At 44.9% G+C, this 12655-nt stretch carries 10 protein-coding genes; 7 read left to right on the forward strand and 3 right to left on the reverse strand.

Annotated elements, in window-relative coordinates; genetic code table 11:
• The first annotated feature begins 11 nt into the window (after nucleotides 1-11).
• The 5 genes from AC3CIA_RS19570 to AC3CIA_RS19590 all read left to right on the forward strand — a co-directional run bounded on the left by AC3CIA_RS19570 (nucleotide 12) and on the right by AC3CIA_RS19590 (nucleotide 8404).
• The gene (locus AC3CIA_RS19570) at nucleotides 12-3704 is read left to right on the forward strand and encodes an RHS repeat domain-containing protein (RefSeq protein WP_488519596.1); all 3693 of its coding nucleotides are present in this window, start codon (nucleotides 12-14) and stop codon (nucleotides 3702-3704) included.
• Complete coding sequence (locus AC3CIA_RS19575; RefSeq protein WP_488519597.1) at nucleotides 3694-4824, forward strand: RHS repeat-associated core domain-containing protein; 1131 nt, start codon at nucleotides 3694-3696, stop codon at nucleotides 4822-4824. The genes AC3CIA_RS19570 and AC3CIA_RS19575 overlap by 11 nt, the downstream gene beginning before the upstream one ends.
• Nucleotides 4825-5093: 269 nt before the next feature.
• Complete coding sequence (locus AC3CIA_RS19580) at nucleotides 5094-6533, forward strand: 6-phospho-beta-glucosidase (protein ID WP_171327715.1); 1440 nt, start codon at nucleotides 5094-5096, stop codon at nucleotides 6531-6533.
• A gap of 99 nt (nucleotides 6534-6632) precedes the next feature.
• Complete coding sequence (locus tag AC3CIA_RS19585; protein WP_171315252.1) at nucleotides 6633-7631, forward strand: LacI family DNA-binding transcriptional regulator; 999 nt, start codon at nucleotides 6633-6635, stop codon at nucleotides 7629-7631.
• Nucleotides 7632-7843: 212 nt separating this feature from the next.
• Nucleotides 7844-8404 (forward strand): sugar O-acetyltransferase, encoded by a 561-nt coding sequence (locus AC3CIA_RS19590; protein ID WP_171315254.1) that lies wholly within the window; start codon nucleotides 7844-7846, stop codon nucleotides 8402-8404.
• Nucleotides 8405-8515: 111 nt separating this feature from the next.
• Here AC3CIA_RS19590 and AC3CIA_RS19595 read toward each other — a convergent pair whose 3' ends face one another.
• From AC3CIA_RS19595 to AC3CIA_RS19605, 3 genes are all read right to left on the reverse strand, one after another.
• A complete protein-coding gene (locus AC3CIA_RS19595; RefSeq protein ID WP_114634517.1) occupies nucleotides 8516-8806 on the reverse strand; it encodes a putative quinol monooxygenase in 291 nt (96 codons plus the stop codon).
• Between the two features lie 207 nt (nucleotides 8807-9013).
• Entirely contained in the window at nucleotides 9014-9511 is a 498-nt protein-coding gene (locus tag AC3CIA_RS19600) for a hypothetical protein (RefSeq protein WP_488519598.1), read from the reverse strand.
• A 127-nt stretch (nucleotides 9512-9638) separates the two neighbouring features.
• Complete coding sequence (locus AC3CIA_RS19605) at nucleotides 9639-10172, reverse strand: dihydrofolate reductase family protein (protein WP_488519599.1); 534 nt, start codon at nucleotides 10170-10172, stop codon at nucleotides 9639-9641.
• Between the two features lie 92 nt (nucleotides 10173-10264).
• Between AC3CIA_RS19605 and AC3CIA_RS19610 the strand changes: the two genes are divergently transcribed.
• Nucleotides 10265-10828, forward strand: coding sequence for a TetR/AcrR family transcriptional regulator (locus AC3CIA_RS19610; RefSeq protein ID WP_237289677.1), 564 nt, complete (start codon nucleotides 10265-10267; stop codon nucleotides 10826-10828).
• A gap of 161 nt (nucleotides 10829-10989) precedes the next feature.
• Nucleotides 10990-12522: a phospholipase D family protein gene (locus tag AC3CIA_RS19615; protein WP_488519600.1), complete on the forward strand. Its 1533-nt coding sequence runs from the start codon at nucleotides 10990-10992 to the stop codon at nucleotides 12520-12522.
• Nucleotides 12523-12655: the final 133 nt, after the last annotated feature.

A 12655-nucleotide genomic window follows, 5' to 3' on the forward strand; every position in this document is an offset into this window, starting at 1 on the left:
AGGGGAAATTTATGTCTAATTGGACTTCAAACGCTTTTAACTTTGATAGCTTTTGTTCGGGTGGCGTAGACCAAAGAACCAGAAGCTATTCATATCAAATCTTACTTGGTTCTCTTATTGGTAACTGGCTTAAGGGACCAAACCTCGATATATCCATTCAATTCTCACCTTACTCGACGGATAACCTTGGCTTCGGTAAAGGCTGGAAATTGAACCTCCCAAGATACGACATCGAGAACAAACAGCTCTATCTTGCAAATGGACAATCCTACCGTGCTGAATTAAATGCCAATATCGAAATGAGTATTCGCTACAAGAAACTGCTCGATTTCTCGGTATCATCTAGCGCGAATGGCTATGAAATTACGTATAAAAATGGTCGCACCGATCTTTTGGATAAAGATGGCGACATCATTAAGATCACTCAAAGCAATGGCCATGCTCTCTACTTTTCTTGGCTCAACGTGGGACAAAATAAGCGCCTAGATAAAATTTGGGATGATAGAACAACTAAGCAAACCGCACTTTTGTGGGTTGAGTATATCTCGGTAGGGCGCGTTAATATTTTTACTAATATTGGCAGTACCCATGAAGCTTATTTCAGTCTTACTCTTAGCAATAACAAGCTCGTCAAATGCAATTTACCAGAACAAGCAGGTAGCTATAGTTTTGGTTATGAAAGCATTGGTTCATATATGTTAATCAATGAGGTAAATCACCCTTGTGGTTTGACCGAGCGTTTGAGATATAAAGCTGACGGTATTCGAGTTAACTCAATGACTTATTTACCAGCAGTGACAGCGCACGATGTCCTTACCCTTAATTCGCCAGTTATTGGCACAACCTACGACAGTGTTGGCACAGATAGTCGTAATTTTATGGGTTATGGCGTGCGTGGTGGTGAATTAAGTGAAGGGCTTGATAATTTGCTTGAGCGTGGTTACGAATATACTTATCGCGTACAAAAAATCGAAAATGGCTCTATTGTCACCGCGCAAACATACAATCAATTTCACCTACTCGTAGAAGAAGCCCGGCAGGTAAACGGAGACCTTGTTCATTTGAAAAGGCTGGAATACCCAGCGATTGATAACCAGCAGTTTTCGGATCAACCTGCTCAGTATTCTTTGATCAGTAAAGAGGAACAAATCTGGTTTTCTGGATCGGATAGCCAAACTCAAAGTCGATTATGGGACTACGACGAATATGGCAACATGCTTAAGTTCGTTGATGAGAATGACATTTCTGAACGTTACGAATATTACGCAAAAAATGGTGAAGCAGATTGCCCTGCATCGCCTACTGACATGGTGAATTTCGTAAAATCTCGTACGCTCAACAATGGATCAGAACAGAGAGTGATCTCTTATCAATACGCTTCTCTTGAGGGGCTGAATGGCCATCGTGATGTGGTTCTGAGTTTGGAAGAAGACGTCCAACGCTATAGAAGTCATTACGCTTATCAAACTGATACTGGTGAGACTTACTCTTTCGGCCGATTGGCTTCAGTCCAAAATGACATTCTTCATCCTAACGGCACGTATTCTGCTATTTCTCACTATCGCTATGAGTTGGATAACGATGTCCTTGAAGAACACGAAGAGCTGACCTGTCACGACAATACGAAAACCAATCTTGCTGTTGGGCACTACCTTGATATTGGAGAACTCGCGCGTCATGTCGACTCAGACGGAGTCAGCTGTGCATTCACTTATGATTCGCTTCGTAGAACTACTGAAGAAAGGATTGAAGGAAGCGCTGCTCGTTCGTATCAATACATTGTTGATACTGGTTTGAGCAGACAAACTCTGTTGTTAACCGACTGCAAAGGCAATGTGTGCGAACAAAGCTGGGATGGTCAAGGACGCGAACTAGAGGCGAAGATCGGCAGCTCAGTTGTGTGGTCAAAAATGTACGATGCGTTGGGCAGACTCCAAAGCAAGAGTACCTATGATGTGCTGCCTGATCGCAATTCCAGATCGGCTCCGGTGGTGTTGACAGAAAGCTATGAATACGATGAGTGGGATCAGGTTAAAGCGACTCTGTTAGCCAATGGAAAACGTCGTGTCGAGTTCAATAATCTCGCCTCACGTAAGAAAACCCAAGGTATTGAAGGCTTGACCATGACGGTCAGTTCTCTGAACAGCTGGGGGCTAGAAGAGAAAAAAGAGCAAGGCATCAACAGTTGGAATTATGAGTACGACTCATGGGGAAGATTGATTAAAGAAACGAATCCTCTCGCTCGAGCCAAGTATTACCATTACGACCGTTTTGATCGTGTTATTCGCATGACTCAAGCGAACGGTGTCGATCAAGATATCACTTACGCTGAACACACCGATCAGTCACAAGTTGTAGACCTGAAAATTGGTGGGGTGACTTTAGGGCAACGCGATATTGATGGATTGGGGCGTCCGAGATCTTTGCGCAGAGGAGCGAGTCCCCAAGCTTCATTGGCGTGGACTTATGCGGATAGCAGCAATATCCCAGAAACTGAAACGAGTATGGCAGCACCAACAAGGCTATTTACTCGCGATAGCCAATTGGGTGTGTTAAGTGCTAAGTCGTCTGATGGGCAGGCTTCTAGTTACAGCCATGATCCAATATCCGGCTTACCGACAGGGAGTCAGGACAGTGAAGGCAATCAAAGTACCATTACCTACTCAACGAAAGGCTTGCCTGAAGCCGAGGTGAATGATGGTCAGTCTCGTTATTACAGCTACTCCGATGGTGGGGTTATCGCTGCAGTTGAGAGTGACACGGACACTCGCCAATATGGTTATGATGAACTCGGGCGCTTGGTGAAGCTGAGCTCAAATTCAACAACGGTTTACTACGAATATGATGAGTTTGATCGAGTGATACTAGAAACATTGATATCGGGTAGTCAAACCCAAGTCACTGAACTCGAATGGGATGAATATAGCCGCGAAGTCAACCGAGCTGTAGCCTTGAACAATAATTATATCTTTGAGCAATCACAAGAATATAACGCGTTAGGGCTGCTTCATTCTCGTGAAAAGGAGTGTGCAACTTTAGGTAATCTGACGGAAATCTATACCTATGATGAACTCTCTCAGTTGACGAAAGTCGAGTTCGTTGGCGCGGGTCCACTGAGTGATTGGTCTCAGCCTATGACGTCTATTGATTGGAGCTATGATGAGCTAGGTAACATGCTGACGCAACGCACAGCGACGACTGAATCTGAGGATTTCGCTCGTTACTTTTATGAGTCGGATGACCCTTGCCAGTTGACTCGTATTACTCATTCCCACCCACAACTCGACGGTCAGGTAACAGTGAAATACGACTTGAATGGCAACATGATTGAAGATGCGGATGGTCGAATTCTTGAATATGACAATTTCGACCGATTACAGCGTGTGTTAGCTGATAATACCGAATGGCTCTATCAATATGACAGCAACGACCGACTGTCTGCACAACAGTCCGTTTCTGAATCTCGTCACTTTAACTATCTATGGGGTGACCTCGCTTCGATCGAGGAAAATGGCAAACTCACTCAGTATATCTATCACGAAGGAGTGCCTAAATGGTCAGAGATGGACTCGGAAACCACGTTATTGGCAACGGATCAAAATGGTTCGGTAATCGCGTCAAATATGTCGGGTAAAACAGGGTCTATGTACCGTTACTCTCCATATGGGCAACGTGATCAAGCGGGGAGTGCAAATGAACAATAAAGACTCGGTATTTATTACCCCACTTAATCGACGTGAGTTCCTGATTAAAATTGGTCAAACTGCAGCGGTGGCTGGTGGTATCTCACTGCTTCCGACTTCGGTTCGTTTGGCGATGGCGCAGTCGATGACCATCTCTCATTCGGAGATTGGCTTTAATGGCGAGTGGTTAGATCCTGTACTGCAAGGCTACCATCTAGGCCAAGGCTATCGCGTTTACCAGCCGAAGTTGATGCGCTTCAATGCACCGGACAGTTTGGCCCCTTTCAATGAGGGGGTTCACAATGCTTATGTGTATTGCCATAACGATCCGATTAACTTTACCGACCCAAGCGGACATCTGAATATCAGTAAGATCTTATTTGGTGCTTTTGGGGTTATTGCGGGTATTGTTGGTATTGCCTTAGCTGCACCAACGGGCGGTTCTAGCTTGGTATTGGCTGCATGTATCATCGGTGGTATTGCAGGTATGACTAGTGGTGCGCTACAAATTGCCTCGGGTGTTATCGATGATGGGGATATCTCTCATAAACTCGATATTGCGACCATTCCATTCGATATCATTGGTGTGGTGAGTGGCGGATATTCAGCCTACAAGTCGGTTCAGAACTTACGTTGGGTAAGAGCGGGTGGGGCATTGGAAGATGTCACTCAGCCCGGTCTTGGTTCTCGTTTGATGAACAAGATTAGACCTTCCGGTGAGTACAATCTTGCGTGGGCCTCTAAAACGAACCCAGCTATGCGTATAGGCAGCTCTAAGGGACAGGTGATTGCGACCAGAATGACGCAGGGCGGTAAGACGATGACGTACACGCCTCCTCCCATTCATGGTGGGTTTACCAAGATTCTTCTTGGACAAGTCAAAGTGGGCGCCCGAGGCTATACCATCTATCAAGGCATAATGACGGCGCGCTCGATTGGTGGTTTAGGTTGGTCATCGGTTAAAACAATCCCTGGGCGATTAGATGAAGAAAAGTCTTCTGCGGATACCATGGTTACGGAAGGTCGAAGTGCCAACCCTGCAGCTAAGAAGACGCAAATGTACGCACTCGAAGAGACACGACAACGAATAAAATATGGTAATGAGGTTCAGCAGATGATCCGTCAGTTGCCATTGTCGTAGTCTGATTTATTCTTTTTCTCTAACAACACAAAGCCAGCTCAATCCTTATTGAACTGGCTTTTTTGCATTCTGTGTAGGCGTTCTCGAACGTTATCCATCAACCATGAGTACTTTCCTTAGATCCCACTTCCTGATCAAAAAAAGATCAAAACCACCTTGCTGAAACCGGTTTCAATCTATATCTTTACTTTTATTGAAATCGGTTTCAGAGTTGCGGTAGCTTCTCTAATCTCAATCTTTTTCACGAACAACTTGTAGTGAGTAATGGTATGAACAACGAATTTCCGAACGATTTTTTATGGGGTGGTGCGGTTGCTGCGCATCAGCTAGAAGGCGGCTGGGATGCGAATGGTAAAGGTGTGAGTGTGGTCGATGTATTAACGGCAGGCGCTCATGGTGTACAACGTCGAATTACAGATGGTGTGATTGATGGTGAAAACTACCCAAACCAAGTGGCTGTTGATTTCTACCACCGTTACAAAGAAGACATTAAGTTATTCGCTGAGATGGGCTTTAAGTGTTTTAGAACCAGTATTGCTTGGACACGTATCTTCCCGAATGGCGATGAAGCCGAGCCGTGTGAGGCGGGATTAGCGTTTTATGACGATCTGTTTGATGAGCTGTTGAAATACGATATTCAGCCAGTAGTGACGCTGAGCCATTTTGAAATGCCTTATCACCTAGCCAAAGAATACGGCGGTTGGATGAACCGCAAAGTGATCGATTTCTTTGTTAAGTATTCAACCACGGTGATGGAACGCTACCAGCACAAGGTGAAGTACTGGATGACGTTTAACGAGATCAACAACCAGATGAACACTTCGGCAGACATCTTCGGTTGGTTATGCTCTGGCGTGAAGTTCCCACAATGCGAAAAGCCGCAAGAAGCGATGTATCAAGCGGTTCATCACCAGTTTGTGGCAAGTGCGTTGGTGGTTAAGAAAGGTCACGAGATCAATCCAGATCTTCAAATCGGCGCAATGTGTGCGATGGTGCCTTTCTACCCTCGCTCTTCAAAGCCTGAAGACATCATGGTGGCACAACAAGCGATGCGTGACCGTTATTTCTTCTCGGATGTAATGGTGCGTGGTCATTACCCAAATTACGCTAAGCGTGACTGGGCAATCAAAGGCTTCAACATCGAGATGCAACCTGAAGATGAGCAGATCCTAAAAGAAGGTAAGGCCGATTACTTAGGTTTTAGCTACTACATGTCGAATACCTTGGATTCTTCTTCTCACCAATCTACAGAAGAAGCGATGGACGGCGGTCATGAAAACTCGGTCGATAACCCGTTCATCCAGTCTAGTGATTGGGGCTGGCCAATTGATCCAACGGGTTTACGTTTCTGTTTAGCGTCTCTGTATGAACGTTATGAAGTGCCATTGTTCATCGTTGAGAATGGTTTTGGCGCTGTTGATACCATTGAAGAAGATTTCAGCATTAATGATGACTACCGCATTGCTTACCTTGGCGACCACATCAAAGAGATGAAAAAAGCCGTTGCGATCGACGGTGTTGATTTGATGGGCTACACCCCTTGGGGCTGTATCGATTTGGTGTCGTTCACCACCGGTGAGATGAAAAAGCGTTATGGCTTCATTTATGTAGATAAGCACAATGACCAATCAGGTTCTTTAGATCGCAAACGTAAGAAGTCGTTCGAGTGGTATAAAGGCGTGATTGCATCTAACGGTGCCACTATTTAGAATGCATTTCCCAGCGCAGTTATGTGAACTGTGAGCTGTCATTTTGCAATGAATTAGTCGGCCTATGTCGGCTAATTTTTTATAAAGGAAAAGAAGCGAATGGTAACCATGCTTGATGTCGCGAACCGTGCAGGCGTATCTAAATCGACCGTTTCTCGTGTCTTAAATGGCAAGAACATCGTGCGCCCAGATGTGGTGAAAAAGGTATTCGATGCGATTCAAGAAACAGGCTATCGACCAAACCTGTTGGCTCAGCAATTGGCGACCAAGAAGACCAATTTCATCGGCTTTGTAATCACCAATGAGTTGTTCAATGGCCCTTATTTTTCTTCCTTGATGTATCACGCGGCTTCTTATAGCGAAAAGTCGAATCACCAGTTGGTGATCACCGATGGCAAACACAGCGCTGAAGACGAAAGAAAGGCGATCAACTTCCTGCTGGATATGAAGTGCGCGGGCATCATCATCTATCCGCAATGCTTAACCGAAAGCGAGATTGCAAAGATCATCGAAAGCACTGACACACCGATTTTGGTACTCAACCGAGAAATGCCGTCGAAGCCCACTCATGCCATTACCACCGACCATTATCAGAGTGCTTGTTTGATGGTTGAATACATCATCGAGCAAGGCCATACAGACATTGCGGCGATTCGTGGTAAAGCCGGGTCTTCGACCGATGAACAGCGTTATAAAGCCTATCAAGATGTGCTAACCAAGCACGATATTGCATTGGATGAATCTAAAGTCGTTCAAGGTGATTGGACGATGGAGAGCGGTTATCATGCCGTTCAAGCCTTGGTAAAAAGCAAAGCAACGTTCACTGCTATCTTATCTGAAAACGATGACATGGCGATTGGTGCGATTAAAGCGCTAACTGAACTTGGTTATTCATTACCTAAAGATGTTTCTATCGTTGGTTTTGATAATAGTAAGGTGGGTGCGTTTTTAACGCCAAGCCTCACGTCTGTGAGTGTGCCATTGGAACAAATGATTCAAAAGGTAATCCTGCAAATTGTCGGTGAAACAGAGCAAGCGACCACTATCAATACCACTGGCAGCTTGGTTATTCGCGACTCGGTTACCCCGCGTGTCTAGGCTTAGTTAACCGCGATTGAGTTTCATATTTCACCTACAAAAAGTGACGAGCTGCGCAGCTCTTCAACCAAGCTCAAACACTTCTTATTCACTGTTGTTTAGATATGCGATATTGCGTTTTTGGTCGATGAATTGACCACCATTAGTTAAGTTGTGTGAAATCAGTTTAGTAATGTGAAAATAGCTCAGTAATGTGAGAACAGGTAAGTAATGTGAAAACAGAAAAACAAAAAATGCTAGCAGGCGAACCTTATCAGGCTTGGGATAAAGAGCTTTATGCCGCTCGTATCGAATGCCGTAAGGTGCTTCAAAAACTCAATAACAGTATTCCTGACACACCTGAATGGGAAGCGGCGACGCAAGAGCTTATTCCGGGTTGCGAGAACGCGCACTTAGAGCCCCCATTTCGTTGTGATTACGGCTCAAACATCAAGTTGGGTAAGAACTTCTACGCTAACTTTAACTGCGTGATTTTGGATGTCGCTGAAGTCACCATTGGCGACAATGTATTGCTTGGTCCGAACGTTCAAATCCTTACCGCAGGTCATCCACTCGATGTGAAAGGCCGAGTAGAAGAAGGCGTCGAATTTGGCACACCGATTAACGTTGGTGACAATGTTTGGTTAGGTGGTGGTGTGATCATCTGCCCCGGTGTGACTATTGGCGAGAATAGCGTGATTGGCGCGGGCAGTGTGGTAACCAAAGACATCCCTGCCAATGTGGTAGCGGTCGGTAACCCGTGTAAAGTGCTGAAAGCGATCGATAATGCGTAATAATCAGATTGAATAGATAAAGCCCGCGAACCTAGGCGTGACGCGGGGCTTTTAAATCGAATTCGATAGCTTGTCAGTGTGCTTTCTAGTAACAGACTACTGGAACTGTACTTAAGCGATCTTCGTCATCTCGTTAAGTGTAAACGACGTAACACTGCCTTCGGTTGCTGCCATGTATTCAGCAAGGTGAGTATTGCCCATGTGTACTTGCCAAAGTTCGCGAGACGTCCAGTTTTCGTAGAAAGTGAAATGTGCTGGATTTTCATTGTCTTGGTGAAGGTCGTAGTTGATGCAGCCTTCTTCAGCGCGAGTAATATCAATCAGCTTTAGCAGCTCTGCTTTAACCAATTCGATTTTGTCTTCGTTAGCGACGATGTTTGCGACGATAGTTAGTTGAGTCATGTTCGTACCTATATTACTTTTCACCGAAATGGTGAGTTGTCTGTGTTTACAGCGCCACTCTTTGTTCATTGAGCTACAGTCTGTATCGATGGATAAATAATAGTAGGAATATTTGAAACGATAAACAGCGCCACATTTGAATTATTTTCAAAGATAAATTGATAATAACCTGGGGATTATGTGCTACTAGGCGTAGGTGAAGAGTGTTTAAAACCCACCCGCCCAAGCATCAAAGTCATCAATGTTGTCGAGTTCTTGCTGGCTTCTTGGCGCGGGGTAATAAGGCAGAGCTAATCTTTGAATGGAAGGTTGCAGTTCCCAATCAGGCGTAATCTTGAGTCGTGTTAACTCATCGTTGAGGCGCACAAACATATAGTAGCCATCGGCATGGGTATTGGCGTAACTTGCGATGGTCGCAATGTCACCAGAAGGCAACTTTACGTCTCTGCCTAGTGGGTAAAGTTGGTGCAGAGCGAAGCTGACCTTAGGATCTTGTAGCTTGCCTTGTTTAAAGCGTTCTAGACCAATCGCGGTTGAGGTCGTGCGAGGCTTCCAACCTGTGAGGAATAATCCACTCAAGCTATCTTGGAAGGGTTTACCTTTTCGATTGCCTTCATTGCTAATGAATTGAACCGTCAATGTATCTCCTGATTCTTGCAGAATTTCTAAAAACTGTTCACCAGTGCGATCGACTAAAAGCTTCATAAGATCCAGATATCATTGAGAATGAGATGCGATAAATGGTACTACTTTTGGGTAGCCTTGAATAGATGCGGCTGTTCTTTTGTAACGTGAACAATGATTTCGACGTGGGTACAATCCGATCACTGTTCTAGCGTTTGCGTAGGTAGTGAGTGGTTACTATCTCATCTAGGTAAGTCGTGACGCCTTTCAGTGTAAAGTCGAGAGGAGAAACTAAGTCACCAAATAGTGGAGACCCACCACCAAGAACAATCGGGGTCGTCGAGATGATCAGTTCGTCAATCAGGTCTTCTTTCATGAAATTTTGAATGGTGACGCCGCCATCGATGTACAAGTTTTTTAGGCCTTTGTTATTCAAATCCGCGACAATCTGTTTAAGCTCGCCCTTCATCAAAAATACCTTACCTTCAAGCTCTTGAGGTACTTCATTCAAAGTATTGCTAAGTACATAGACTGGCTTGCTGTAAGGCCAATCGATACCAAAGTTCAACACCATATCCATTGTATTTCGTCCCATGATCAACGCATCAATACGATCGGTGTGGGCGTTGTAACCCATGTCGTCACCGTCTGGATTTGGAATTGATTGCAGCCAATCTAAGCCGCCTTGCTTGTCTGCAATGTAACCGTCAAGGCTGGTTGCGATAAATACAATATTTGACATTTTAACTCCGATATTGATGAGAAACTTGGCATTTACACGGTAATAAATTAAAATATTCTACAGTGTAGAAATAAAGTTTAAGAGGTGACGGTATGACTGTCAAGGATCAGAGACGAGGTCGACCAAAGAGTGGATCAAGCCAACTCAGCGCCGAGAGAATTCTCACCATTGCCAAAAGCATGATGCGAGAGAGTGGCAAAGTGCCAAGCATTCGAGGGTTGGCGACAGAACTCGGGGTCGATGCGATGGCCATATACCATTACTTCAAAAACAAAAACGATCTGCTTGAGGCAATCACGGTTTCCTTGATTGAAGAAGTGGCACAGCCAGAGCTGAATCATGACTGGCGAGATAACCTTTATCGGCTCAGTGTGAGTTACTTGTCGATGCTCAACGAATATAGAGGCTTGTTAGAGACCTTATTGACCATGAAATCTCTCGGGCCGATGGAGGTATTTAGTGAACGTTTTGAAGCGGTGTTGAACCCGTTAGCGTTAACTGATGAGCAAACCAAAAATGCGTTGGACTTGCTGGTGGATTATTTACACGGATACGCTTTGGCGTTGAACTGTAACCCAGACCGAACAGAGCTCACCATTGAAATGGTCGAAAAGCCGCTGAGTTTATACTGTTTGGCGCTCACTCAACTTAAGTGATCTGTAGGCCAATTTACCGACCTTTAAATTTATACTGGATAATTACCTATAAATTTCAGGCTTTAGCAGTAATAATCAATGAATAGATCGGAATAGCTTGTTCATTGAAAAGCTGTACGGAAAGTTTCTAAAGACGTCATCGTGAAAAGGAAGTCAGATACATGCCTGTGCACCAACGCATCAGTTTAACCTTAATTTTAGTCGCCATTCTTGGCGGCTGTTCTTCATTACCCGAAGGCATCGACCACCCTGCAGAACCGTACACCTCTTATGGATCAAGCACTTTGTCGGTTTTAACGGATGAATATCAACCCGAAGCATCAGAGCAGGCCACTACAGCTGTTCGTCTGCAAGAGTCCGGTTGGGATGCGTTAGCTCAGCGATTAGCGTTGGTTGAAAGTGCAGAGCACACCATCGACATTCAATACTACATCTGGAACTCTGACGAATCGGGCAGATACCTAGCCAGCCGTTTATTAGCGGCGGCTGATCGCGGCGTTAAGGTGCGGGTGATGCTAGATGATATCAACCTCAATGAGCGTGAAGGGTTATTATCGGCATTGGATGCACACCCGAATGTTGAGATTAGAATATTCAATCCAACACCCACACGCCGTGGCTTCAGTAAATGGCTAAGTTTCCTTGGCGACTTCTCTCGCTTAAACCGCCGTATGCACAATAAGTCGTTTACCGTCGATGGTACTTTGTCTGTGGTAGGTGGACGTAATATTGGTGATGAATACTTCGATCTTTCTGACGAGATCAACTTCCGAGATCGTGATGTATTGGTGATGGGCACAGTGGTTACCACGATACAAACCAGCTTTATTGAGTATTGGGACAGTCGTTGGTCTTACCCTGTCGATATGTTGGGTGATGACGAACAACCGGATCTCTCGACGATTGATGATATAACCGTTCCACAATACAAAAACTATCCAGAGTTACCACTAAATCGTGAAGCGGCAGATAGCCTGTTGAAAGAGGTTCTTGACGAGATGACTTGGGTTAATGCTCGTTTTGCTTACGATCGTCCTGTGCCCGTCGATTCCGATAATACTGATCAACCGAAAGCAACGGCGGTTCTTTTAGGACAGCTTGCAAGTGAATCGAAACAAGAGATCTTGTTGGAATCGGCTTATCTAGTGTTTGATGATGGTCAGCTTGAAGAGTGGCAAGTGTTGGACAATAAGGGCGTTGAGATAAAAGCGCTAACTAACTCAATGGCGTCTAATGATCTGGTGACTAATCATTCTGCTTATGCGGGCAGACGTTACGACATGTTAGAACATGGCATCGACCTGTTCGAGCTAAAACCAGAATCAAAGCTATGTGAAGCATCGACTCAAGATGTGTCTAAATGTGCGCCTGAGACTGCCTATGGCTTGCATGCAAAGTCAGTGGTGTTTGACCGTAGCATCGCGAGTATTGGCTCATTTAACTTCAACCTGCGCTCTACCTATCTCAATACTGAATCGGTTTTGATCATCGAGAACAAAGCGATTGCAGAAACGTTAGCAGAAACCATTGAGCAAGCAATGAGAGAAGACAACAGTTGGCGCTTGGAACTGGAAGACGGTGATGTGTATTGGTATTCAGGCGAGCAAAGTTGGGACAGCGAACCAGAAACCGGTAAGTGGGAACGCATGCAATCAGGCTTCTTACAGTTGTTACCGATTGAGAAATACTTATAAAAGAGTTAGCACCGTAGAAATAAAAAATGTCAGCGCATAATACGCTGACATTTTTGTTTGTGCTGCGGTTTGCTGTGGTTTGTTGCAAGCTCTTAACGGCTTAACGGCTTAACGGCTTAACGGCTTAACGGCT

The organism is Vibrio sp. QJM3NY_27, from assembly GCF_057785955.1.

Excerpts from the sequence above, each read along its gene's own strand:
- AC3CIA_RS19570 (WP_488519596.1), top strand. The coding sequence starts at position 12 with ATGTCTAATTGGACTTCAAACGCTTTTAACTTTGATAGCTTTTGTTCG.
- AC3CIA_RS19575 (WP_488519597.1), top strand. The coding sequence starts at position 3,694 with ATGAACAATAAAGACTCGGTATTTATTACCCCACTTAATCGACGTGAG.
- AC3CIA_RS19580 (WP_171327715.1), top strand. The coding sequence starts at position 5,094 with ATGAACAACGAATTTCCGAACGATTTTTTATGGGGTGGTGCGGTTGCT.
- AC3CIA_RS19585 (WP_171315252.1), top strand. The coding sequence starts at position 6,633 with ATGGTAACCATGCTTGATGTCGCGAACCGTGCAGGCGTATCTAAATCG.
- AC3CIA_RS19595 (WP_114634517.1), bottom strand. The coding sequence starts at position 8,806 with ATGACTCAACTAACTATCGTCGCAAACATCGTCGCTAACGAAGACAAA.
- AC3CIA_RS19600 (WP_488519598.1), bottom strand. The coding sequence starts at position 9,511 with ATGAAGCTTTTAGTCGATCGCACTGGTGAACAGTTTTTAGAAATTCTG.
- AC3CIA_RS19605 (WP_488519599.1), bottom strand. The coding sequence starts at position 10,172 with ATGTCAAATATTGTATTTATCGCAACCAGCCTTGACGGTTACATTGCA.
- AC3CIA_RS19610 (WP_237289677.1), top strand. The coding sequence starts at position 10,265 with ATGACTGTCAAGGATCAGAGACGAGGTCGACCAAAGAGTGGATCAAGC.
- AC3CIA_RS19615 (WP_488519600.1), top strand. The coding sequence starts at position 10,990 with ATGCCTGTGCACCAACGCATCAGTTTAACCTTAATTTTAGTCGCCATT.